This window comes from Allobosea sp. P4_H5, from assembly GCF_056400825.1.
This window is the reverse complement of sequence record NZ_JBFUKM010000003.1, coordinates 191,549-212,893: the sequence shown is the minus strand read 5'-3', so window position 1 is coordinate 212,893 and position 21,345 is coordinate 191,549. Positions and strand designations below refer to the sequence as shown.

The window sequence follows — 21,345 nt, the reverse complement described above, 5'->3', positions numbered from 1 at the left end:
GGCCGGCCGCAGGCAAGTCGCTACGCCATCCCCATGGATTGGGCTATTGGCGGCCAGCTGGAAGCGTGATCGTCGCCCTGAATCCTGCGGCCGCGGTGCGATTCTCCAGCGTTAGCGTGGCACCCAGCCGCGCGAGGGCAGTTTCGACGATCGAAAGTCCAAGGCCAGTCCCGGCGGTCTTGGCACTGCGTCCCCGATAGAAGCGCTGTGTCACCAGCGAGATCTCCTCAGCCGGAATACCGGGGCCGTCATCCTCGACGGCGAGGATATTCTCGGCGACGCGGAACCAGCGCACCTGCCCGCCCGGGAAGCTGTGTCCGCAGGCATTTTCATGCAGGTTGCGCAAGGCCAGCCGCAGATTGTCGGTCTCTCCCGACAGAACGACGTCATCGAGAGCCGGATCGATCGCGACGTTCAGTTCGGGCCATCTTCGTTCGCCATCGATCTCGCGCAGCAGCGGACCGACGCGGATGCGTTGCCGATCGGAGCCGGCTGCAGCAGCATCGAGCCTGGCAAGCGCCAGCAACTGGCTGATCAGCCGAGCCGTCCGATCCACGCCCTGCACGATCCTGTCGAGCGCCAAACGGCGCATCGCGTCGTTGTCGGCTGCCTTCGCGATCTGCGCCTGCATGCGGATGCCGGCAAGCGGGGTGCGCAGCTCGTGCGCGGCGAAGGCGGTAATCTCGCGCTCGTGCCGCCTGGCCAAATCGAGACGCCGGAACAGCCCGTTCAGCGCGTCGGTGAGCGGGCGGATTTCCCTGACCGCGTTGGCACCGACAGGGCTCAGATCATCGGCCGGACGGTTCTGCAGGTCACTGGCGATCTGCCGCAGCGGGGCAAGTCCCCTGCCGACGCTGAGCCAGATCAGCCCGGCGAACAGCGGCAGCATCAGCAAGGTCGGCGCCACCAGCCCGAGCACGAGATCCTGCACGAGTCGTTCGCGCAGGCCGAGGCGGTCGCCGACCAGCACCCGCACACCCTTGGTGGGATCCTCGATGGCATAGACACGCCACAGCTCGCCATTGATCACGCTGTCATGGAAGCCGCTGCCATGCGCTGCAAGCCGTTCGGCGGGCGCCGTCGTCGATGCCGCGACGAGGCGCCCGCCCAGCGACCAGATCTGGCAGGAGAGCTGACGCTCGTAGCCGCTGTTCTCTGGCGGGGCGACCTGAGGCGCAGCCGCGATCGCCGCCTGGGCGGAGGTGTCGTCGTGCACCAGCGAGGCGACCATGCGCGCCGCTTCCTGCAAGCGCGTATCGAGCACGCGCTCAAGCTCGTTCTTGGTCCCGAGATAGATCCAGCCTGTCGCGGCGAGCCAGATCAGGCTCGTGGTCACGACCAGGATCAGGAACAGCCGGCCGCGCAGTGAGCTCATGACGCACTCTTGAGACGGTAGCCGAGGCCGCGCACCGTCTCGATCAGCTCGCGTCCGAACTTCTGCCTGAGATTGTGGATGTGGACTTCGATCGCATTGCTCTCGATCTCCTCCTGCCAGCCATAGAGCCGCTCCTCCAGCTCGGCGCGTGAGCGGATGACGCCCGGCCGCTCCGCCAGCGTACGCAGCACGGCGAATTCCCGCCGCGTCACGTCGATCGTCGTGCCGTCGCGCACCACCGCATGGCTCGCAGGGTCGAGGACGAGGCCGGCGGCCTCGATAGCGGGCGCTGCCCGGCCCTCGCCGCGCCGTCCGATCGCGCGAAGCCGTGCCGCGAGTTCGTCGAGATCGAAAGGCTTGCCCAGATAGTCGTCGGCGCCACGGTCGAGCCCGGCGATACGGTCGCGGGTCTCGTCGAGCGCGGTCAGCAACAGGATCGGGCAGCGCTCGCCCTGCGCCCGCAGGTTCCGGAGCAGATCGAGGCCCGAACCGTCCGGCAGCATGATGTCGAGCACCATCGCATCGAAGGCGCCAGCCGCCAGCGCATGCCGCGCATCGGCGCAACTGCCGACCAGCTCGGCGTTCATGCCGTGCAGCCTCAGCCCGACGGCGAGACCGTCGGCGAGAAGCGGGTCGTCTTCGACGATGAGCACGCGCATGTGACCTCCTCGGCCCAGCATCACCGCCGAGCTTAAGGCTGGCTTAAGCTGGGTAGCGCCGATGGCTCGCATCCGTCCACAGCCGGGGACGCGACGATGCGACCGCCGCGAGCAGCCATGACGCGCTCGGCGATCGGCACGGCGCAATCCTCGGCCGCCGAGAAAGCCGCAAGTCCATGCACCATGACCGCCGCACCATCCTGTTCGGCTTTTCGCTTCTGGCGGCCGTGCTGTCCGGGCCCGCTTTGGCCGAAGAGAGCAAGATCGACGTCGAGGCGATCCTGAAAGACCCGGAGGCACCCGTTTCGGGCAACTCCGCCGGCGATGTCACGATCGTCGCCTTCCTCGATTACAACTGTCCCTACTGCAAGACATCGGCCCCGGACCTCGCCCGCATCGTCAAGGAGGATGGCAAGATCCGGCTCGTCTACAAGGACTGGCCTGTCATTGCCGAAACCTCGGTCTATGCCGCGCAGCTCGCGCTCGCGGCAACCTATCAGGGCGCCTATGAGCGCGCGCACCATGCACTGATGGCGGTCAAGGGCCGGCTGAGCAAGGCGCAGATCTCGGCGGCGATCCAGGGCGCGGGCATCGACATGGCGCGTCTCCAGGCCGATCTCGACGCCAATGGCGAGAAGATCACCGCGCTGCTGCGCCGGAACATGGCCCAGGCTGACTCGCTCGGGCTGCAGGGCACGCCGACCTATCTCGTCGGCCCATTCCGGACCTCGACGCTCGATTACAAGGGCTTCAAGCAGGTCATTGCCGATGCCCGCGCGAAGCCGGCGTCGCAGTGAGGCGGGCGCACGGATCATGGCCGACCATTCGCTCCCGACCCGCCGCATGGCAGGTCTGACACTCGCTCTGCTGGCGGCGGGCTGCACGACTGTCGCGCAGCACACTGCGCCGCCGCCCGCACCTGCATCACGGTTCAGCGCCCTCGACCTCAAGCGCTATGGCACCGTCGAGGACGAGCCTTTCCGCGTGCCCGCCGTCTCGCTGGAGGATCTGCAGCCGCGCAATCTGCGCCAGCTCGTCGACTATCCGACGAGTCACGCGCCGGGCACGCTGGTCGTCGATCCCGGAAGCCGCTTCCTCTATCTCGTCCAGGAGGGCGGCAAGGCCTTGCGCTACGGCGTCGGCGTCGGGCGCGAGGGACTCGAATTCACGGGCACGGCGACCGTGCAGCACAAAGCGCAATGGCCGCGCTGGACGCCGACACCCGACATGATCAGGCGCGAGCCCAAGCGCTACGCCAGATGGGCCGGCGGCATGACGGGCGGCGAGAACAACCCGCTCGGTGCGCGCGCGCTCTATCTGTTCAAGGACGGGCGGGACACGCTCTATCGCATCCATGGCACCAATGAGCCCGATACGATCGGAGAGGCCGTCTCCTCGGGCTGCATCCGGATGATGAATCAAGACGTGATCGACCTCTACAACCGCATCCCGAAAGGCGCAAAGGTCGTCGTCTTGCCCACCTGATCGAAGACCGCCTCCCGATGCCGCAGCGCCAAGGTGCTAACCCTTTTCGCTGCGGTGCTCCGCCCCCGCATCGTCATCCTGCAGAATTCGCCAGGCCGCGCCGTCGAGATCGGCATACTGGCCGCTGCGCATGCACCAGAAAAAGGCTCCGAGCCCCAACAGGCCTAGGCCGAGCGCCAAGGGGAACAGGATCACGATGATGTTCATGGCCGAGCCCCCGACGCGCCCCGGGCGCGCAGCGCATTGAGCGTCACCACCAGCGAGGAGCCGGACATGGCGACGGCGGCAACTAGCGGCGTCGCCAGCCCGGCGATGGCGATCGGCACCGCAACCGCATTGTAGAGCACCGCGAACCAGAGGTTCTGCAGCATCAGCCGGCGCGCCTTGCGGGCGATTCCCAGCGCGGCCGCGACCGGTGCCAGGCTCTCGCCAAGGAAGACGATGTCGGCCGCCGCCTGCGCCAGATGGGTGGCGCTGACCGGCGAGAGCGAGACATGCGCGCCCGCCAGCGCCGGCGCATCGTTGAGCCCGTCGCCGACCATCAGCACCTTGCGGCCGACAGCCGCCATCTGATCGAGCAAAGCGAGCTTGTCGCCCGGCATCAGGCCGGCATGCAGTTCGGTGACGCCGAGTTCGGCGGCGATCGGCGCAACCGCCTCGAACCGGTCGCCGGAGAGGATCGCGACCTCAAGCCCGGCCTTGCGCAGGGCGGCGATCGTCTCTCGCGCCTGCGGACGCAGCGCCTGCCCAAGGGCCAACACCGTGCGGAAGGAGCCATGGCGATAGGCGATCAGCGAGGCGCCGGGATGCAGCGCCGCGACCATGGCCGCCTCCGCCTCGGCCCGGCAGAAGGCGACGCTGCCGAGACGGCGCTCGTCATCTCCGTCCCCCACGGAGAGGCCCTGCCCGCGCTCCTCGTGCACGTCCTCCGCCGCACGCGAAACACCAAGCGCCCTTGCCAGCGCCTGCGCCAGCGGATGTCCGCTCGCCGCCGCGAGCGCGCCGATCTCGGCCCGTCGCTCGGCCGGCAGCACCTGCGGGTTCAGTATCTCCGGCTCGGGCAGGGTCAGCGTACCGGTCTTGTCGAAGACGGCGATGTCGGCCTCGGCCAGGCGCTCCAGCGCATCGCCCTCCTTCAGCATGATCTTGCGCTTGAACAGGCTGGAGGCCGCGACGACCTGCACGGCGGGGATGGCGAGGCCGAGCGCGCAGGGGCAGGTGATGATCAGCACGGTGACGGCGATCATCAGTGCCTCCGGCCAGGCGAGCCCCCATGCCAGCCAGCCAAGAAAGGTCGAGGCCGCCAGCGTGTGCACGACCGGGGCGTAGAGCCGTGCGGCGCGGTCGGAGAGGCGGACATAGCCCGAGCGGTTGCCGACGGCCTGGTCCATCAGCCGGTCGATCTCGTCGAGCAGCGTGCCCTGCCCGGCCGCCTCGACCCGCACGGTCAGAGCGCCGGTCAGGTTGAGCGTGCCGGCATGGACGCGTTCGCCTTGCCCGATCATGGCAGGCGCCGTCTCGCCGGTGACGAGGCTCTGGTCGAGCTCCGAGCGGCCGGTCTCGACGATGCCGTCGACGGAGACGCGCTCGCCCGGCCGTACCAGCACGAGATCGCCCGACGCGATCGCGGCGATCGGCATCACCGTCGCGCTGCCGTCGGCGGCGAGTTTCGTCGCCGTCTCGGCCTTGAGCGCAGCGAGGTTGCCGGCGAGGTCGCGGGTGCGCCGTCGCATCAGCTGGTCGAGGTAGCGCCCGATCAGCAGGAAGAAGAAGAGCATGACCACGCCGTCGAAATAGGCGTGGCGGCCATGGTTCCAGGTCTCGGCGACCGACATCACCAGCGCCAGCACGACGCCGATGGTGATCGGCACGTCCATGTTGACGGCGCCGGCCTTCAGCGCCCTGAGCGCGCTCTCGAAGAAGGGCCGGCCGGCATAGGCCGCGGTCGGCAATGCGATCAGGGCCGAGAGCCAGTGGAAGAAGTCGCGCGTCGTCGGATCGATGTCGCCGCCATTGCCGGACCAGACCGCGACCGAGAGCAGCATGATGTTCATCGAGGCGAAGCCGGCGACGCCGAGCGCACGCAGCAGATAGCGCTCCTCGGAAGCCACCGCGTCTTTCTGGCGCTCCAGCGCGAAGGGATAGGCCTTGAAGCCGAGCGCCGCCAGCCTCTCGACCACGGCTTCGGGCCGCAGCAGCGCCTCGCGCCATTCGACCGAGACGCGCTTCAGCGCGAGGTTGACGCGGGCGCCCAAAATAGCCGGCTCGCGGGCGAGCCCGCCCTCGATCGCCTGCATGCAGCCGGCGCAGCGTATGCCGTCGACCGCCAGCTCCATGCTGGCGATGCCATCATCGCGATGACGGACGAAGACGGAGAGGTCCTGCGCCGCCATCTCAACGCTCCCGGAGGCTGACGCGGCTGCGCGAGACGAAGACGACCTCCTCTCCGCGCCTGGCCTGCAATTCGAGGATCCAGGAGCCGGCCTCGATCGTCTCGAAACGGGCCTCGTAGCGCCCCGGCCGGCTCTCGCTCAGCGTCAGGGCATAGTCGCGGGCGGCGGTCGCGGGGTGACGCAGGCGGGCGCTGGTGGCGAGACCGGCGAGCGGCTCGCCGCGACGATCGGCCAGGCTCACGGAGAGGGTCGCGCCCTCGCTTTGCCGGGCCAGCGTCGTGGTAGCGGACCAGCCGCGCGCATCGCGCTCGTGCTGGCGGGCGATCTCCTCGTTGAAGCGCTGGCTGTCCTCATAGGCGCTGCGGGTCTCGACGCCCGGCATGGTCCGCAGCGCCATCGTCAGGATCGTCGCATTGACCGAGACGATCACGCCGAAGAACAGGATCAGCATGGCCGCGACCATGCCGCCGGTCAGCTGGAAAGGTCGGCGCGGTGCAGCCGGTGCCGGATTCTCATAGGGCATGATGATGACTCCGCAGCAGCTCATCGATGGATCTCCGGCGCCATGAAATGGTCGTCGGCGCGCACTGTCTCGCCGGCAAAGAGATCCGAGGCGGTGATGGTGATCGCCTGCGAGGCTGCGAGCGGCACGCCGGCCGGGACGGTGACGAGCACGCGCACCTCGCGCGAGGAATCGGGATCGACGGTGACGACGGGGCGAAGATCGGCGCTGGGCGCGACACCCACCGCTTCGATCCGGATGCCCGGCAGGCCAGCAACTGTCAGGGCGAAAGGCCGGTGCTCCGGCCGCTTGTTGAGCAGGCGTACCGCATAGGCGTTGCGGATCGATCCATCGCTCAAGGTGACGAACAGCGGCGTGCGTTCATGCAGCAGGGAAATCCCGGCAGTGCTGCGGGTCGCGAGCTGCCAGAGCATGGCACCGCCGACGACGGTGATCAGCGCCAGATAGATCAGAGTGCGCAGGCGCACCAGCCGGTAGATCGCAGGCTTTCCGGCGAGGCGGCGCTGGACATTGTCGTCGGTATCATAGGCGATCAGCCGCGTCGGACGGCCAATCTTGGTCATCACGGTGTCGCAGGCGTCAATGCACAGGCCGCACTGGATGCAATCGACCTGCGCGCCGTCGCGGATGTCGATCCCGGTCGGGCAGACGGCGACGCATTGGAAGCAGTCGATGCAATCGCCCGCCGGCGCGCCCTCGGCCCGCAGCTTTGCCGCCTGCTTCACCGAGACCCGCGGCTCGCCGCGATCGTAGCGATAGGTGACGTTGAGCGCCTCGTCGTCGGTCAGCGCCGCCTGGATGCGCGGCCAGGGGCACATGTACTTGCAGACCTGCTCGCGCATGATGCCGGCGAGCGCGTAGGTGGTGAAGGTCAGGATCGCGATCCAGACATAGGCCGAGAGCGGCGCGGTGAAGGTCGCAAGCTCGCGCACCAGGGTCGGAGCATCCGCGAAGTAGAGCACCCAGGCACCGCCGGTCCACCAGGCGATGACGAGCCAGACCGCGTGCTTGGCGCCCTTGCGCCAGAGCGTGTCGAAGCCCCAGGGCTCGGCATCGCGGCGCGTGCGCTCGCGCCGGTCGCCCTCGAAGAAGCGCTCGACCGCGAGGAAGAGGTCGGTCCAGACCGTCTGCGGGCAGAGATAGCCGCACCAGACCCGGCCGGCGACAGCGTTCATCAGGAAGAGGACGAAGGAGGCCAGGATCAGGAGGCCGGTGAAGTAGTAGACCTCCTGCGGCCAGATCTCGATGAAGAAGAAGTAGAAGCGGTTGTTGGCGATGTCAGCCAGCACCGCCTGGTTCGGCAGGTACGGGCCGCGATCCCAGCGCAGGAAGGGCAGGAGGTAGTAGATGCCAAGGCACAGGACGAGGATGAGCCACTTGGCGCGCCGGAACGGGCCCGACACGCTCTGCGGATAGACCTTCCGCGACGCCGCGAAGAGCGGAATGTCGTCTTGGTCGGTCCCGGTGCTGCTCACGCTACTGCCCTCCCCCCAGCGAGTGGACATAGACGGTCAGCGCCTTGATCGTGGTCTCGTCGAGACGCCCGGCCCAGGCCGGCATCACCCCGCCCCGGCTGTTGGCGATGGTCTCGGTGAGCGAGGCCATGTCCATGCCGTAGAGGCTGATCGCGTCGGTGAGGTTCGGCGCGCCGAGCTCCTGGTTGCCCTTGCCCGCGGCGCCATGGCAGGCGGCGCAATTGTCGGCGAAGACCTTGCGCCCGAGCGCAAGATCCACCTTCGGCTCGGTCGGCAGGCCGGCGAGTTCGCGAACATGGCTGGCGACGGCGACAATCTCTTCGCGCTTCAGCACGCCATCGCGCCCGAAGGCCGGCATCTGGCTGACGCGGGTATCGTTGTCGCCGGCAACGCGGATGCCGTGGCGGATCGTCTGCTGGATCGCTGCGGGCGAGCCGCCCCAGAGCCAGTCGTCATCGTTGAGGTTGGGATAGCCCTTGGCGCCGGCGCCGCCGACACCGTGGCAGGCCGCGCAATTGTCACCGAAGGCGGCCTTGCCCTGCGCCATCGCGATCTGGAAGAGGGTCGGGTCGGCCTTGATCTGCTCGGGCGTGGCGTCCGCCATGCCGGCTGCCTGCGCGGCGCGCTGCGCCTTGAGCTTGGCCATGTCCGCGCTGATCTCGGAACGGCTGGCATAGCCGATCACGCCTTTGGTCGTGTCGGTCAAAAGCGGCCAGGCGGGGTAGACGATCCAGTAGCCGATCGACCAGAGGATGCTGGCGTAGAAGATGCCGAGCCACCAGCGCGGCAGCGGCGTGTTGAGCTCACGGATACCGTCCCACTCATGCCCGGTCGTGCTGTAGCCGGTGGCGGCATCGACATGGGGATCGTCGTGCTTCTGGTCCATCGGTCAGTCCTCGCGCAGCGGATTGAGCGCGGCTTCCTCGAAGCGGGCGCGGTTCTTCGGCCAGAAGGCGTAGACGCAGACTCCGAGGAAGACGGCGACGAAGTAGAGAAGTCCGGCGGACTGAGCGAAGCCGGCGAGCCAGTGATAGGTCGTTTGCATGGTCGGGCTCAGCGGATGTTGGCTTTGTCGTCGTAGAGCTTGAAGTCGACCATCGTCCCGAGCGCCTGCAGATAGGCGATCAGAGCGTCGGCTTCGGTGACGCGCTGCGGATTGCCGTCGAAATCGCGCGACTGCGCCTTGGGATAGCGCTTCTCCAGATCGGCCTGGCCGGGATGGTCCGGCGTCGCCTGCGCCTTCAGATCGCTCGCAGCCTGCGCGATCATCTCGTCGCTATAGGGCACGCCGCCGGCGCGGTTGGCGCGCAGCTCGTCGGCGATGTCCCCGAACGAAAGCTCGGTCTTCTCCAGGAAGGGATAGCCCGGCATGATCGACTGCGGCACGATCGCGCGCGGCTCGGAAAGATGCGCCCGCTGCCATTCGTCGGAATACTTGCCACCGACGCGGGCAAGGTCCGGCCCGGTCCGCTTCGAACCCCATTGGAACGGCTTGTCGTACATGCTCTCGGCCGCGAGCGAATAGTGTCCGTAGCGCTCGACCTCGTCGCGCAGCGGCCGGATCATCTGGCTGTGGCAGTTGTAGCAGCCCTCGCGCACATAGATGCCGCGTCCGGCGAGCTCGAGCGGCGTATAGGGCCGCATGCCCTGCACCGTCTCGATCGTGTTCCGGAGGTAGAAGAGCGGCGCGATCTCGACGAGACCACCGATCGAAATCACCAGCAGCGTGCCGATGACCAGGACGATCGAGTTGGTCTCGAAGATCTTGTGCTTGGCCCAAAGCGAGCGGCGCGGCGGCTTCTGTTCGATGCTCGTCATGACGGCTCCTCAGGCGGTGGCGAGCTGGCGCGGCGGCAGCGCATGGGCCTGCGGCATGTCGGCAGCCTCCTCGCAGCGCACGGTCATCCAGAGATTGAAGGCCATGATCAGCGCGCCGATCAGGAAGAGTGCGCCGCCCAGCGCCCGGATCACGTAGAACGGGTGCATCGCCGCGACGGTCTCGATGAAGGCGTATTCGAGGAAGCCGAGCGAGGTGTAGGCCCGCCACATCAGGCCCTGCAGGATGCCCGAGACCCACATCGCCGTGATGTAGAAGACGATGCCGAGCGTCGAGACCCAGAAGTGCCAGCTCACCAGCCTGAGCGAGTAGAGCCCCTTGCGGTTCCACAGCCAGGGCACGAGGCAGTAGATCGCGCCGAAGGAAATATAGGCGACCCAGCCGAGCGCACCGGCATGGACGTGGCCGATGGTCCAGTCGGTGTAGTGCGAGAGCCCGTTCACCGCCTTGATCGACATCAGCGGCCCCTCGAAGGTCGCCATGCCGTAGAAGGCGAGCGAGACCACCATCATCCGCAGCACGGGGTCGGTGCGCAGTCGGTCCCAGGCGCCCGACAGGGTCATGATGCCGTTGATCATGCCGCCCCAGGAGGGCATCCACAGCATGATCGAGAAGGTCATGCCGAGCGTCTGCGCCCAGTCGGGCAGCGCGGTGTAGTGCAGATGATGCGGGCCGGCCCAGATATAGATGAAGATCAGCGCCCAGAAATGGATGATCGAGAGCCGGTAGCTGTAGATCGGCCGTTCCGCGCGCTTGGGCACGAAATAGTACATGATTGCGAGGAAGCCGGCGGTCAGGAAGAAGCCGACCGCGTTGTGGCCGTACCACCACTGGAACATCGCATCCTGCACGCCCGACCACAGCCCGTAGGACTTCGGTGACAGGATCGAGACCGGCACGGCGACATTGTTGCCGATATGCAGGACCGCGATGGTCAGGATGAAGCCGAGATAGAACCAGTTCGCCACATAGATGTGCGGCTCCGTGCGCTTCCTCAGCGTGCCCAGGAAGACCAGGAGATAGGCGACCCAGACGAAGGTCAGCCAGAGATCGGCGTACCATTCCGGCTCGGCGTATTCCTTGCTCTGGGTGATCCCGAGCAGATAGCCGGTGCCGGCGATGACGATGAACAGGTTGTAGCCGAGTACGACGAACCAGGGCGAAAGATCGCCGGCAAGGCGGGCCCGGCAGGTGCGCTGGACGACATAGAACGACGAGCCGATCAGCACGTTGCCGCCGAAGGCGAAGACCACCGCCGAGGTATGCAGCGGCCGCAGCCGGCCGAAATTGGTCCAGGGCAGGTCGAAGTTCAGCCCGGGAAAGGCGAGCTGCAGCGCGATGATCAGCCCGACGGCAAAGCCGGCGATGCCCCAGACCATCGAGGCGACGGTCGCGAACTTGACCGGCCCCATATTGTAGTTGGGCTTGCCATCGATCTCCTGCGGCGGGACCGTCGGCGAGCCGTCGAAGCAGCGATTGCCGATCAGGATCATGCTGGCCGCGGCTGCGGCTGCGCCGAGCATGGCGTGGAAGGCATAGCCGGAGTTTTCGGTCAGTGCGCCGATCAGGATCAGCGGCAGCACGCTGGCGCCCGCGATCAGCATCCCGATCATCTCGCCGACCGTCATTGCCCGGACAGGGCTCGTCGTCGCCGTCACCGCTGACTCCCGCTTCGTCGCAGGCGCTGGGATGCGCCCTCAGCGGGAGGCTTAGCGGCCGGCTGGGCGGGGGGCTTTGATCCAGGTCAAGAGCAGGACAGGGCGGGCTGCGACGCGAAGGCGCAGCTCACGCCGCGACGGCGTGCATCCGTTCGGGGTTCATCACGCGCACGCCGCCGGGCACGATCAGGATCGTCTTCTCCTTGGCGAGGCGGGTGAAGGTGCGGCTGACCGTCTCGATCGTCAGGCCGAGGAAATCGGCGATGTCCTGCCGCGTCATCGGCAGCGGCACCGTCACCGAGGGCTTGCCGAGCCGGGCCCAGCGCTGCTGCATGCCGAGCAGGAAGCAGATCAGCTTCTCCTCGGCGGTGCGGCGGCCGAGCAGCATCATCTGCTCATGGGCGAGCGTCAGCTCATGCGTCGCGAACTCGTGCAGGCGCTTGAGCAAATGCGGCTTGGCGTCGACCAGCGCCGTATAAGCGGAGCGCGAGAAGGCGCAGACCGCGACGTCGCCGATCGCATCGGCCGAAAAACCATAGGCATCGCGCATGGCGAGCCCGAGGAAATCGCCTGGCAACGCGAAGCCGACGACCTGGCGGCGGCCGTCGGACAAAAGCTTGTAGAGCCGGATCACGCCGCCCGTGACGTTGTAGACACAGTGCGCCTCGGCCCCTTGCGAGAACAGCGTGTCGCCGGAGGCAAAATGCGTCGGCATCGCCAGCTGCTCCAGCAAAGCGAGCTCGTCATCTGTCAGAGAGGCGCAGACGCTGACCAGACGGACCATGCAGTTGCGGCATCCGCTCTCGCCGTGGGCGGCGGCGCTACACACCGAGGGCTGACAGTTCACAATCGGACCTTCCTATTCATGTCTGGACCCTACCCCATGCCTGCAGGCTGACAAAGCGTGCGCCGTGCCGAAAGGCTGCGGATTTGATCCAGATCAATGCGGCAATAGGCCCGACGACACGAGGTTGCTGCCTGGAAATTCGGGAGAGCCGCACGTGATGGGCGATGACATCTTCGAAGTCGCGCGCATCCTGCCGGGCAGCGCCGACACGGTCTACGGGCTCGTCACCCTGCTGCATCCCGAGCTCACGCCGGATGGTTGGGCCGCCTTTGTGCGCGACCATTCGCAGGACGGGGCGCAGCCATCAGGCGTCTTCGCCCTGCGCGACGCGCGCGGCATGCCGCATGCCCTGTTCGGCTTTCGCATCGCGCGGACGATCACGGGCGGCACGACGCTGGAGATCTCCGAGATCGCGATGATGCGGCTGCCCGGAACCTGCCTCGTCGATGCATTGCTGCGCTTCGCCAATCAACTCGCCGCGCAGCTCGACCTGCCGCGTATCGCGATCTCGCTGGAGCGCTCGGCCGCCTGGCCGCAAGATCACGACGCCCTGCAGCGCTGCGGCTTCCAGATCGACCGTGTCATGGTCCTCGGCCGGGCCAGGCTCGAGCCAGCGGCGTGATCGTCCAAAGCCGTTCCAGCGAAAGTGCGCAGCGGTTTCGCGTCCGGAACTGCGCAAAACAAAAAGCTGCGACATATCCGGCAAAGCGGCTTCGCCGGATATGGTCGAGCGACGGCCGCGTCTAAAGCCGCCACCGGGTCGTCGCCCACCATGCGCCCACCGCAATGGCGACCATGGCGAGCGCTACTAGAATCGCCTCGCCTATCGGGTCGGCTCCTTCCGTGCGCTCATGAAACTCGCGAACCAGGCGCCGTCGACGGCCTCCGCGCTGCCCTCTCGCCACACCGCCGTCACCCGGCACAGCAGCTCGATTTCCTCGAAGGACAGATCATAGAACGGCAGCAGCATCGGATTGCCGACGATCGAGCGATCGCTCTCGGCCACAGCTTCGCCGTCCATCAACCTCTCCCCCCTTTGCGACTGCGCGCGAATCCGTTTTCCGGAGCTTGCCGAAGCAACAGCAATCGTCAGCGCCCCGCCACACCCAAATGGGGGGTGAGGCGGATATTATTGTTCCTCATGGTACCGATTTCGGCGAATTCGCATAGACCCCTCGGCGCCGGCGCATCTTGAACGGCGGCGATGCCAGCGCCAGATGGCGCGGGCGCCGGCAAAACGGCGTGCTGCACCAGCTTCGGACCCGACCATGCCCGCCTCCCTCCAGCTCGGCCTCGACACCTTCGGCGACGTCACCGCCGGCCCGGACGGGGTCCTGCTCCCGCATGCGCAGGTGATCCGCGACCTCATCGAGCAGGCGGTGCTCGCCGACGAGATCGGCATCGACTTCTTCGGCATCGGCGAGCATCACCGCGGCGATTTCGCAGTCTCCTCCCCAGAGACCGTGCTCGCCGGCATCGCGACCCGCACCAGCCGCATCCGCCTCGGCTCGGCCGTCACCGTGCTGAGCTCGGACGATCCGATCCGCGTCTTCCAGCGCTTCTCCACGGTCGATGCGCTCTCGAACGGCCGCGCCGAGGTCATCCTCGGCCGCGGCTCCTTCACCGAATCTTTTCCGCTCTTGGGCTTCGACCTCAGCCAATACGAAGTGCTGTTCGAAGAAAAGCTCGACCTCTTCGTCGAGTTGATCCGCAAGAAGAACATCACCTGGGAAGGCAGCCTTCGTCCGCCGCTGCGTGACCAGCAGGTCTTCCCGCCATTGGAAAAGGGTGAGCTGACGACCTGGATCGGTGTCGGCGGCAGTCCGGAATCGGTGGTGCGGGCGGCGCGCTACGACCTGCCAATGATGCTCGCCATCATCGGCGGCCCGGCCCAGCGCTTCGCGCCTTACGCCCAACTCTACCGCGACGCGATGGGGCGCCTTGGCCATGCCGAGCGCCCGATCGGCGTGCATTCGCCCGGCTATGTCGCGGCGAGCGACGAGCAGGCAGCCGAGGAATTCTTCCCCGCCTTCAAGGCGATGCGCGACCGCATCGGCGCCGAGCGCGGCTGGGGTCCGCTGTCGCGCGAAGAGTTCGAGCGCGAGGTTTCGGGGGGAGCGCTCTATCTGGGCTCGCCGCAAACCGTCGCCCGCAAGATCGCGGCGACGGTGAAGGCGCTCGGCCTCCAGCGCTTCCAGCTCAAGATCAGCGCAGGCCCCCTGTCGCAGGACAAGCTGCTGCGCTGCATCGAGCTCTACGGCCGCGAGGTCATCCCAATGGTGCGGGAGTTGCTGGCGGCCTGAAGCGCGTCGAGGCGTCACACGGCGCCGTGCGCCTCGACATAGAGCGCGTAGAGCGAGTGCGAGCTTGCCATATAGAGCCGATTGCCCTTCGGCCCGCCGAAGCAGAGGTTGGCGCAGCGCTCCGGCAGGCGGATGAAGGCGAGCGGCTTGCCGGCCGGGCTGAACACCATCACCCCGTCGAGGTCCTCCGACTTGCCGCGCAGGCCATAGACTTTGCGCCCGCCGACATCGCTCGGCTCGGCATTGAGCGCGCCATTGCTGCCATAGCCGCACCAGAGGTTGCCGTCGCGGTCGACACGGAAGCCGTCGAGCGCGCCGAAATCGGCAGCGTCGACCAGCTTGACCTTGTTCGAGACTCTGCCGTCGGCGTCAACGTCGTAGCTCCAGATGCTGCGGTTCGGCGTGCCCCGCCATTCGACGACGTAGAGCTTCTTCTCGTCGGGCGAGAAGGCGAGCCCGTTCGGGTTGACCAGATCGGTGATCACCGCAGTCAGCTTGCCGTCGGGAGCGAGCCGGTAGACGTTCGTCGTCGCCTGTTCCGGCTTGGCGCGTGAGCCCTCCCATTCGCCATTGATGCCGAAGAGCGGGTCGGTGAACCAGATCGTGTCGTCCGAGCGGACGACAATATCATTCGGAGCGTTGAGCCGCTTGCCCTCGAACTTGTCAGCGAGAACCGTGATCCGGCCGTTCTTCTCGGTCCTGGTGATGCGCCGCGTCACCGAATGCTCGCAGGTGATCAGCCGTCCCTGCCGGTCGCGGGCATTGCCGTTGGCGTAGTTGGCGTTCTCACGGAAGACGGTGAAGCTGTTCTTCACCTCGTCATATTTCATGATCCGGTTGTTCGGGATGTCGCTGACGAGGAGATAGCGCCCATCCGGGAAATAGACCGGCCCCTCAGCCCAGCGCATGCCGGTGCCGAGCTGCTCGACCGTACTCGAATAGATCCGGTACTTGGCGAAGCTCGGATCGAGGATCTCGACCGCCGGGTCGGGATAGCGTTGGTTCGGCTTGAACGGGAAGGCCTGTGCCAAAGCGGGCGTGGCCAGCGCCGAGCCGGCCGCGGCGGCGAGTCCACCCTTGAGCAAATGACGGCGAAACATGTCGATCATGGCATTTCCCCCTGTGCTCGTATTGTCATGGTTATCCGTTCGGGCGCCGCACTGACGGCGCCCGTTTTCAACCGCCCTCCGGCGGATTTTCCATCGTCGCTTTGGCGACGAGAGCGGTCTCAGGTCACTTCCAGTCCGGCCGCCATCTCGCGAACTCGGCCTTGGTCTCGGCATTTGCCGGGTAGAGGCCGAAGATGCCGCGCCCTTCCCGCACCTTCATCTCGACGAAATCCTCATAGGCCGTCTGCTCATAGGCCTCGGCCGCGACCTCGTTGGCGAGATGGGCCGGGATCACGCAGACGCCCTCGCCGTCGCCAACGATGATGTCGCCGGGATAGACCGGCACGTCGCCGCAGCCGATCGGCGCGTTGATGTCGAGCGCATGGTGATGAATCAGGTTGGTCGGCGCGCTCGGCCGGCTGTGATAGGCGGCAAAACCGAGCGCGGCGATGTCGGGGCTGTCACGGAAACCGCCATCCGTGACGATGCCGGCGGCACCGCGCTGCATCAGGCGCGTCACCAGAATGCAGCCGGCCGAAGCCGCGCGCGCATCTTTGCGGCTGTCGATGACCATGACATGGCCCGCCGGGCAGGTCTCGACCGCGACGCGTTGCGGATGCTGCGTGCCCTCGAACACGCCGAGATGGTCGAGATCCTCGCGCGCCGGGATGTAGCGCAGCGTGAAGGCCTCGCCGACCATGCGCGGCGCGTTGGCTGAGAGCGGGCGCACATCCTGGATGAACTGGTTGCGCAGGCCTCGCTTGAACAGCGCCGTAGTCAGGGTCGCGGTCGAGACGCGCTTCAGCTTCTCGCGGTTTTCGGAGGTCAGTGCGGTCATGCGGCTTTGTCCTGTTGATCTATCGCTTGCAGTGATGGTCCCGGCGCCGTGCTGGCCGTCATTCTCGGGCTTGACCCGAGAATCTCATGACCAGATGCCACTGGTTTCCGAGATGGTCGGGTCAAGCCCGACCATGACGCCGACCAGCCTCGCTCACTCGATCTTCACATTCGCCTTCTGCGCAACCTCCGCCCACCGCTTGGTCTCGCTGGCGATATGGGCGGTGAACTCGGCCTGGGTCGAGCCAACCGGGTCGACGCCGAGCTTCTTGAGCTGCTCGATCACCGCAGGCTCGCGCATGATCGCCTGCGTCTCGGTGGAGAGCTTGGCGACGATCTCGGGCGGCACCTTCGACGGCGCGAAGATGCCGTGCCAGGAGCTGGCGTCGTAGCCCGGGATGAACTCCGACAACGCCGGCAGGTCGGGCGCGACGGCGAGCCGCTTCGGTGTCGCCGTCGCCAATGCACGGATCTTGCCGGCTTCGACATGCGGCCAGGCGATGGTGATGTTGTCGAAGGTGAGCTGGATCTGGCCGGAAAGCAGGTCCTGCGTCACCTGCGCACTCGACCGGTAAGGCACATGGACCATGTCGGTGCCGGTCGAGACCTTGAACAGTTCGGCCGCCATATGGGTCGAGGTGCCGGCGCCCGAGGAGCCGAAAGAGTACTTGCCGGGGTTCTTCTTCAGCAACTCGATCAGCTCCGGCACGGTCTTGGCCGGCAAATCGAGATTGACCATCAGGATGTTCGGCACACTCGCCACCTGCGAGATCGGCGCGAAATCCTTGATATGGTCAAAGGGCATCTTGGCATAGACGGCCGGGTTGATCGCATGGCTGGAGACCGTGCTCATGGTCAGCATGTAGCCGTCCGGCTCGGCCTTCGCGACTGCCGCCACACCGGTATTGCCGCCCGCGCCCGGCCGGTTCTCGACGATGAACTTGCCGCCGAGACGCGCGCCAAGCCGGTCAGCCAGGATGCGGCCGAGCAGGTCGGTCGTTCCGCCTGCGGCGAAGGGCACCACGATGGTGACGACCCTGCTTCCGGGATAGCCGCTCTGCGCCCAAGCAGGGGTCAAAGCCGGTGCGGCCAGCATGGCGCCGGCTCCGGCGAGCAGGCCGCGGCGTGTGATCGATGTCATCCAATCCTCCCTCGTCATTGTCCATCCGGCCTTGCCGTTCCGGCGTCTTGCGGCCGTCTTGCTTGACTCCATAGCACGCAATTCCAGATTTGAAATCTGAAATTTCACACTTGATGTCGCTTGCGCTTTGTGGTGTCTGATGAGGCAATGGCGACAGGCCGGCGCCTGAGACGAATCGTGCCGATGCCCCGCCAGAGGACCTGGGATGTCAAACGCGCTCGCCATCGAACCCGTCTCGCCGCATCTGCTGCGCTCGCTGCGCGAGCATGTGCACGAGCGCCTGCGCCGGGCGATCGTCGCGGGAAAGTTCCACGAGGGCGAGCGGCTGAACGAGCGCCAGCTCGCCGACATGCTCGGCGTCTCGACGACGCCGGTGAAGGACGCGATCCGCATGCTGGAGAGCGAGGGCCTGGTGCGGACGGAAGCCCGCCGCGGCGTCTTCGTCGAGTTCTCCGCCCGCCAGGCGCTGGAGATGGCGCTCGGCCGCGCCGCGCTCGAAAGCGTCATGACGCATATCGCCGCCAACCGGATCGACGCCGGCGAGATCGCCGAGATGGCTCGCCTGATCGACGAGATGGCGCATGCGACCGCGCACGGCGACCTGGAAGACCTCGTCAATCTGAACGAGGCCTATCACGGCATGATCCACCGCATCTCAGGCTGCAGCTATCTGGAGCGCCGGCTCGACGGCCAGCGCATGTACGACCATGCCCAGCGCATCGCCCTGTTGGGCGAACCCAGCGAGCGCGCCCGGGGCTTCGAGGAGCATCGCAGCATCTTCGAGGCGCTGCGCGCGCATGAGCCGGCACGGGCCGAGCAGCGCATGCGCAGCCATATCGTGCGCTCCGCCAAGAGCCATGTGCGCCAGGTCTTCGGCGCCGACGCGGAAGGATTGGATTACGATGAGTGACAGGGTTCGCAGCGGCCTGCGCGGCATCTCCGGCGTGCACGTCACCGCCTGGAAAGGCGATGGCGAGGCCGATTGGGCGCTGACCGGCCAGATCGTCGCGCGCATCGCTGAGGCCGGCATCCACAACATCGTCTCGGCCGGCAACACCGGCGAGTTCTACCCGATGACCACCGACGAGGTGGTGCGCAGCCACGCTGTTGCCGCGGAAGCCGCTGCCGGCAAGGCGCTGGTCACCGCCGGCATCGGAAGGTCTTTGCGGGAGGCCGTCGCGACCGGCAAGCTCGCCGCCAAGGCCGGCTGCGACGCGGTGATGGTGCATCACCCGCTCGACCCCTTCGCCGCCCCGCAGAGCCAGGCCGACTACATCCTCGCCATCGCCGAGGCACTGACGATCCCGCTCGTCGCCTATATCCGCTCGGATGCGATCGGCGTGAAGGACCTCGCCCACGTCGCGACCCATCCCAATGTCGCCGGCGTCAAGTTCGCATCGCCGAACATGATGCTGCTGGCCGAATGCGTCCGTGCCACGCAAGGAACCAGCGCCAACTGGATCTGCGGTCTCGCCGAGGGTTGGGCCGCGCCCTTCCATGCGCTAGGCGCCCGCGGCTTCACCTCTGGCCTGGTCAATGTCGCGCCCGAGCGCTCGCTCGCAATCTGGCAGGCGCTGGAGAACAACGACTACGACCGCGCCCGCCGCCTCGTCGACGAGATCGCCGGCTTCGAGACGCTGCGGACGAAGTATGGCAACGGCGCCAACGTCACCGTGGTCAAGGAGGCGCTTGGCCTGCTCGGCACCCATGTCGGGCCGGTCCGCTTGCCTGGCCTGCCGGAGCTGAACGAGAGCGAGCGCACCGAACTGCGCGGGATCGTCGGAAGCTGGGGCAGCCAGCGAGCAGCGGCGGAGTAAGGCCAAGGGCGTCATTCTCGGGCGAAGCGAAGCGCAGACCCGAGAATCTCAGGACCAGCTAGCTGGTTTCCGAGATGGTCGGGTCAAGCCCGACCATGACGCTTCTCCGGCCCGCTTATCCAGTTAGAACACCAAGAATTCGAGGAAACGCCGATGTCCCATCCCCGCAAGACGCCCGACACGCTGCGCTCGAAGCGCTGGTTCGGCGCCAGCGACCTGCGCTCCTTCGGGCATCGCTCGCGGGCACTGCAGATGGGCCTCAACCATGACGAGTTCATGGGAAAGCCGGTGATCGGCATCCTCAACACCTGGTCCGAGATCAACCCCTGCCATACCCATCTGCGCGACCGCGCCGAGGCGGTGAAGCGCGCGGTCTGGGCAGCCGGCGGCTTCCCGGTCGAGATCCCGGTGATGTCGGCTTCGGAGCAATACCAGAAGCCGACGACCATGCTCTATCGCAACTTCCTGGCGATGGAGGCGGAGGAATCGATCAGGTCCCATCCGCTTGACGGCGCGGTCCTGCTCGGCGGCTGCGACAAGTCGACCCCGGCCCTGATCATGGGCGCCTGCAGCGCCGGCCTGCCCTTCATCTTTGTGCCGGCCGGGCCGATGCTGCGTGGCAACTGGGCCGGCAAGACCCTCGGCTCGGGCGCCGACGTCTGGAAGTACTGGGCCGAGAAGGAGGCCGGCAACATCTCCGACGCTGACTGGCGCGACATGGAGAGCGGCATCGCCCGCTCGCACGGCACCTGCATGGTGATGGGCACCGCCGCGACCATGATGAGTCATGCCGAGGTGCTCGGCCTGACCTTGCCCGGCGCCTCCGCCATCCCCGCCGCCGACGCCGCCCATCCGCGCATGGCCGCCGCGGCCGGCAAGCGCATCGTCGAGATGGTCTGGGAGGACCTGACCCCCGACCGCATCCTGACCCGCGAGAGCTTCGAGAACGCGCTGACCGTCCACATGGCGGTCGCCGGCTCAACCAACGCCATCATCCATCTCGTCGCCATGGCCGGCCGTGCCGGCGTGCCACTGACTCCCGACGATTTCGACGCCTTCTCGCGCAAGGTGCCGGTGATCGCGAATCTGCGCCCCTCCGGCGACTTCCTGATGGAGGATTTCTTCTATGCCGGCGGGCTCCCAGCCCTGCTGAAGCAGCTCGAGAGCAAGCTGCATACCGGCGCGATGACCGTGACCGGCAAGCCGCTCGCCGAGACGATCGCGCTCGCCCAGGTCTATGACGACAACGTCATCCGCCCGCTCGACAAGCCGGTCTCGACCGCCAACGGCCTTGCCGTGCTGAAGGGCAACCTCGCCCCCGGCGGCTGCGTCATCAAGCCCTCGGCCGCCGAGCCTCGCCTGCTCAAGCACTCCGGCCCGGCCCTCGTCTTCGAGGACTATGATGCGATGATGAAGGCGGTGAACGACGAGACTCTCGATGTAACCGCCGATCACGTCATGGTGCTGAAGAATTGTGGGCCCGTGGGCGGTCCCGGCATGCCGGAATGGGGCATGCTGCCGATCCCGAAGAAGCTGCTGAAGCAGGGCGTGCGCGACATGCTCAGGCTCTCCGACGCCCGCATGTCCGGCACCAGCTATGGCGCCTGCGTGCTCCATATTGCGCCCGAGGCCTACATCAAGGGCCCGCTCGCGGCGGTGAAGACCGGCGACATCATCACAGTCGACGTCGAGGCGCGCAGCATCTCGGTGAACCTGTCAGACGCCGAGATCGCCGAGCGCCTGAAGAGCTGGATGCCGCCGAACCGCGACTACCCGCGCGGCTGGGGCAAGATGTCGGCGGCACACATCCAGCAGGCCGACAAGGGCTGCGATTTCGACTATCTCGCCGGCACCGCGAAGGTAGCCGAGCCGGAAATTCATTGACC

At 66.9% G+C, this 21,345-nt stretch carries 22 protein-coding genes; 7 read left to right on the top strand and 15 right to left on the bottom strand.

What is annotated here, in order from left to right:
* Positions 1-43: 43 nt before the first annotated feature.
* Together AC1DS0_RS07530 and AC1DS0_RS07525 are read right to left on the bottom strand one after the other, a co-directional pair.
* Positions 44-1,375: an ATP-binding protein gene (locus AC1DS0_RS07530; protein ID WP_476813753.1), complete on the bottom strand. Its 1,332-nt coding sequence runs from the start codon at positions 1,373-1,375 to the stop codon at positions 44-46.
* Positions 1,372-2,034, bottom strand: a complete 663-nt coding sequence (locus tag AC1DS0_RS07525; RefSeq protein WP_476813752.1) for a response regulator — start codon at positions 2,032-2,034, stop codon at positions 1,372-1,374. The genes AC1DS0_RS07530 and AC1DS0_RS07525 overlap by 4 nt, the downstream gene beginning before the upstream one ends.
* 176 nt (positions 2,035-2,210) lie before the next feature.
* On the opposite strand from AC1DS0_RS07525, the gene AC1DS0_RS07520 reads away from it, so the two are divergent.
* Both AC1DS0_RS07520 and AC1DS0_RS07515 read left to right on the top strand, forming a co-directional pair.
* On the top strand, positions 2,211-2,831 hold the full coding sequence (locus tag AC1DS0_RS07520; RefSeq protein WP_476813751.1) for a DsbA family protein: 621 nt from the start codon (positions 2,211-2,213) through the stop codon (positions 2,829-2,831).
* A gap of 16 nt (positions 2,832-2,847) precedes the next feature.
* Positions 2,848-3,519 carry a L,D-transpeptidase gene (locus AC1DS0_RS07515; protein ID WP_476813750.1) on the top strand — a complete coding sequence of 224 codons (672 nt, stop codon included), beginning with the start codon at positions 2,848-2,850 and terminating at the stop codon, positions 3,517-3,519.
* Positions 3,520-3,555: 36 nt separating this feature from the next.
* Here AC1DS0_RS07515 and ccoS read toward each other — a convergent pair whose 3' ends face one another.
* From ccoS to AC1DS0_RS07470, 9 genes are all read right to left on the bottom strand, one after another.
* Positions 3,556-3,726 (bottom strand): cbb3-type cytochrome oxidase assembly protein CcoS, encoded by a 171-nt coding sequence (gene ccoS / locus AC1DS0_RS07510; protein WP_476813749.1) that lies wholly within the window; start codon positions 3,724-3,726, stop codon positions 3,556-3,558.
* Entirely contained in the window at positions 3,723-5,912 is a 2,190-nt protein-coding gene (locus AC1DS0_RS07505) for a heavy metal translocating P-type ATPase (RefSeq protein WP_476813748.1), read from the bottom strand. Before AC1DS0_RS07505 ends, ccoS begins: the two co-directional genes overlap by 4 nt.
* A gap of 1 nt (position 5,913) precedes the next feature.
* On the bottom strand, positions 5,914-6,459 hold the full coding sequence (locus AC1DS0_RS07500) for a FixH family protein (RefSeq protein WP_476813747.1): 546 nt from the start codon (positions 6,457-6,459) through the stop codon (positions 5,914-5,916).
* Positions 6,456-7,910, bottom strand: a complete 1,455-nt coding sequence (gene ccoG / locus AC1DS0_RS07495) for a cytochrome c oxidase accessory protein CcoG (RefSeq protein WP_476813746.1) — start codon at positions 7,908-7,910, stop codon at positions 6,456-6,458. Before ccoG ends, AC1DS0_RS07500 begins: the two co-directional genes overlap by 4 nt.
* Before the next feature lies 1 nt (position 7,911).
* Complete coding sequence (gene ccoP / locus AC1DS0_RS07490; protein ID WP_476813745.1) at positions 7,912-8,796, bottom strand: cytochrome-c oxidase, cbb3-type subunit III; 885 nt, start codon at positions 8,794-8,796, stop codon at positions 7,912-7,914.
* Between the two features lie 3 nt (positions 8,797-8,799).
* Positions 8,800-8,955, bottom strand: a complete 156-nt coding sequence (locus AC1DS0_RS07485) for a cbb3-type cytochrome c oxidase subunit 3 (RefSeq protein ID WP_091837401.1) — start codon at positions 8,953-8,955, stop codon at positions 8,800-8,802.
* Positions 8,956-8,963: 8 nt separating this feature from the next.
* On the bottom strand, positions 8,964-9,728 hold the full coding sequence (gene ccoO, locus AC1DS0_RS07480) for a cytochrome-c oxidase, cbb3-type subunit II (protein ID WP_476813744.1): 765 nt from the start codon (positions 9,726-9,728) through the stop codon (positions 8,964-8,966).
* 9 nt (positions 9,729-9,737) lie between these two features.
* Entirely contained in the window at positions 9,738-11,351 is a 1,614-nt protein-coding gene (ccoN, locus tag AC1DS0_RS07475; RefSeq protein ID WP_476814020.1) for a cytochrome-c oxidase, cbb3-type subunit I, read from the bottom strand.
* Between the two features lie 181 nt (positions 11,352-11,532).
* Positions 11,533-12,189, bottom strand: coding sequence for a helix-turn-helix domain-containing protein (locus tag AC1DS0_RS07470; protein WP_476813743.1), 657 nt, complete (start codon positions 12,187-12,189; stop codon positions 11,533-11,535).
* Positions 12,190-12,409: 220 nt separating this feature from the next.
* On the opposite strand from AC1DS0_RS07470, the gene AC1DS0_RS07465 reads away from it, so the two are divergent.
* Positions 12,410-12,874 carry a hypothetical protein gene (locus AC1DS0_RS07465; protein WP_476813742.1) on the top strand — a complete coding sequence of 155 codons (465 nt, stop codon included), beginning with the start codon at positions 12,410-12,412 and terminating at the stop codon, positions 12,872-12,874.
* Between the two features lie 201 nt (positions 12,875-13,075).
* Here AC1DS0_RS07465 and AC1DS0_RS07460 read toward each other — a convergent pair whose 3' ends face one another.
* A complete protein-coding gene (locus AC1DS0_RS07460; protein WP_476813741.1) occupies positions 13,076-13,273 on the bottom strand; it encodes a hypothetical protein in 198 nt (65 codons plus the stop codon).
* 247 nt (positions 13,274-13,520) lie between these two features.
* On the opposite strand from AC1DS0_RS07460, the gene AC1DS0_RS07455 reads away from it, so the two are divergent.
* Positions 13,521-14,555 (top strand): LLM class flavin-dependent oxidoreductase, encoded by a 1,035-nt coding sequence (locus tag AC1DS0_RS07455; RefSeq protein WP_476813740.1) that lies wholly within the window; start codon positions 13,521-13,523, stop codon positions 14,553-14,555.
* Between the two features lie 14 nt (positions 14,556-14,569).
* On the opposite strand, the gene AC1DS0_RS07450 is transcribed toward AC1DS0_RS07455, so the two are convergent.
* From AC1DS0_RS07450 to AC1DS0_RS07440, 3 genes are all read right to left on the bottom strand, one after another.
* Complete coding sequence (locus AC1DS0_RS07450; RefSeq protein ID WP_476814019.1) at positions 14,570-15,655, bottom strand: SMP-30/gluconolactonase/LRE family protein; 1,086 nt, start codon at positions 15,653-15,655, stop codon at positions 14,570-14,572.
* Between the two features lie 133 nt (positions 15,656-15,788).
* The gene (locus AC1DS0_RS07445; RefSeq protein WP_476813739.1) at positions 15,789-16,502 is read right to left on the bottom strand and encodes a ribonuclease activity regulator RraA; all 714 of its coding nucleotides are present in this window, start codon (positions 16,500-16,502) and stop codon (positions 15,789-15,791) included.
* Between the two features lie 153 nt (positions 16,503-16,655).
* Positions 16,656-17,642, bottom strand: a complete 987-nt coding sequence (locus tag AC1DS0_RS07440; protein WP_476813738.1) for a Bug family tripartite tricarboxylate transporter substrate binding protein — start codon at positions 17,640-17,642, stop codon at positions 16,656-16,658.
* A gap of 205 nt (positions 17,643-17,847) precedes the next feature.
* On the opposite strand from AC1DS0_RS07440, the gene AC1DS0_RS07435 reads away from it, so the two are divergent.
* The 3 genes from AC1DS0_RS07435 (at position 17,848) to araD (ending at position 21,343) form a co-directional block, all read left to right on the top strand.
* Positions 17,848-18,552: a GntR family transcriptional regulator gene (locus AC1DS0_RS07435; protein WP_476813737.1), complete on the top strand. Its 705-nt coding sequence runs from the start codon at positions 17,848-17,850 to the stop codon at positions 18,550-18,552.
* Entirely contained in the window at positions 18,545-19,459 is a 915-nt protein-coding gene (locus tag AC1DS0_RS07430; protein WP_476813736.1) for a dihydrodipicolinate synthase family protein, read from the top strand. Before AC1DS0_RS07435 ends, AC1DS0_RS07430 begins: the two co-directional genes overlap by 8 nt.
* A gap of 153 nt (positions 19,460-19,612) precedes the next feature.
* Positions 19,613-21,343, top strand: coding sequence for an L-arabinonate dehydratase (araD, locus tag AC1DS0_RS07425; protein WP_476813735.1), 1,731 nt, complete (start codon positions 19,613-19,615; stop codon positions 21,341-21,343).
* The last annotated feature ends 2 nt before the right edge of the window (positions 21,344-21,345 follow it).

What these genes read in the sequence shown, in the direction of transcription:
- AC1DS0_RS07450 (WP_476814019.1), bottom strand. Translation starts at nt 15,655, where the DNA reads ATGTTTCGCCGTCATTTGCTCAAGGGTGGACTCGCCGCCGCGGCCGGC.
- AC1DS0_RS07515 (WP_476813750.1), top strand. Translation starts at nt 2,848, where the DNA reads ATGGCCGACCATTCGCTCCCGACCCGCCGCATGGCAGGTCTGACACTC.
- AC1DS0_RS07520 (WP_476813751.1), top strand. Translation starts at nt 2,211, where the DNA reads ATGCACCATGACCGCCGCACCATCCTGTTCGGCTTTTCGCTTCTGGCG.
- AC1DS0_RS07485 (WP_091837401.1), bottom strand. Translation starts at nt 8,955, where the DNA reads ATGCAAACGACCTATCACTGGCTCGCCGGCTTCGCTCAGTCCGCCGGA.
- AC1DS0_RS07470 (WP_476813743.1), bottom strand. Translation starts at nt 12,189, where the DNA reads ATGGTCCGTCTGGTCAGCGTCTGCGCCTCTCTGACAGATGACGAGCTC.
- AC1DS0_RS07440 (WP_476813738.1), bottom strand. Translation starts at nt 17,642, where the DNA reads ATGACATCGATCACACGCCGCGGCCTGCTCGCCGGAGCCGGCGCCATG.
- AC1DS0_RS07445 (WP_476813739.1), bottom strand. Translation starts at nt 16,502, where the DNA reads ATGACCGCACTGACCTCCGAAAACCGCGAGAAGCTGAAGCGCGTCTCG.
- AC1DS0_RS07430 (WP_476813736.1), top strand. Translation starts at nt 18,545, where the DNA reads ATGAGTGACAGGGTTCGCAGCGGCCTGCGCGGCATCTCCGGCGTGCAC.
- ccoP (WP_476813745.1), bottom strand. Translation starts at nt 8,796, where the DNA reads ATGGACCAGAAGCACGACGATCCCCATGTCGATGCCGCCACCGGCTAC.
- AC1DS0_RS07530 (WP_476813753.1), bottom strand. Translation starts at nt 1,375, where the DNA reads ATGAGCTCACTGCGCGGCCGGCTGTTCCTGATCCTGGTCGTGACCACG.
- ccoO (WP_476813744.1), bottom strand. Translation starts at nt 9,728, where the DNA reads ATGACGAGCATCGAACAGAAGCCGCCGCGCCGCTCGCTTTGGGCCAAG.
- AC1DS0_RS07500 (WP_476813747.1), bottom strand. Translation starts at nt 6,459, where the DNA reads ATGAGCTGCTGCGGAGTCATCATCATGCCCTATGAGAATCCGGCACCG.
- AC1DS0_RS07455 (WP_476813740.1), top strand. Translation starts at nt 13,521, where the DNA reads ATGCCCGCCTCCCTCCAGCTCGGCCTCGACACCTTCGGCGACGTCACC.
- araD (WP_476813735.1), top strand. Translation starts at nt 19,613, where the DNA reads ATGTCCCATCCCCGCAAGACGCCCGACACGCTGCGCTCGAAGCGCTGG.
- AC1DS0_RS07435 (WP_476813737.1), top strand. Translation starts at nt 17,848, where the DNA reads ATGTCAAACGCGCTCGCCATCGAACCCGTCTCGCCGCATCTGCTGCGC.
- ccoS (WP_476813749.1), bottom strand. Translation starts at nt 3,726, where the DNA reads ATGAACATCATCGTGATCCTGTTCCCCTTGGCGCTCGGCCTAGGCCTG.
- ccoN (WP_476814020.1), bottom strand. Translation starts at nt 11,351, where the DNA reads ATGCTGATCGCGGGCGCCAGCGTGCTGCCGCTGATCCTGATCGGCGCA.
- AC1DS0_RS07460 (WP_476813741.1), bottom strand. Translation starts at nt 13,273, where the DNA reads ATGGACGGCGAAGCTGTGGCCGAGAGCGATCGCTCGATCGTCGGCAAT.
- AC1DS0_RS07525 (WP_476813752.1), bottom strand. Translation starts at nt 2,034, where the DNA reads ATGCGCGTGCTCATCGTCGAAGACGACCCGCTTCTCGCCGACGGTCTC.
- AC1DS0_RS07505 (WP_476813748.1), bottom strand. Translation starts at nt 5,912, where the DNA reads ATGGCGGCGCAGGACCTCTCCGTCTTCGTCCGTCATCGCGATGATGGC.
- AC1DS0_RS07465 (WP_476813742.1), top strand. Translation starts at nt 12,410, where the DNA reads ATGGGCGATGACATCTTCGAAGTCGCGCGCATCCTGCCGGGCAGCGCC.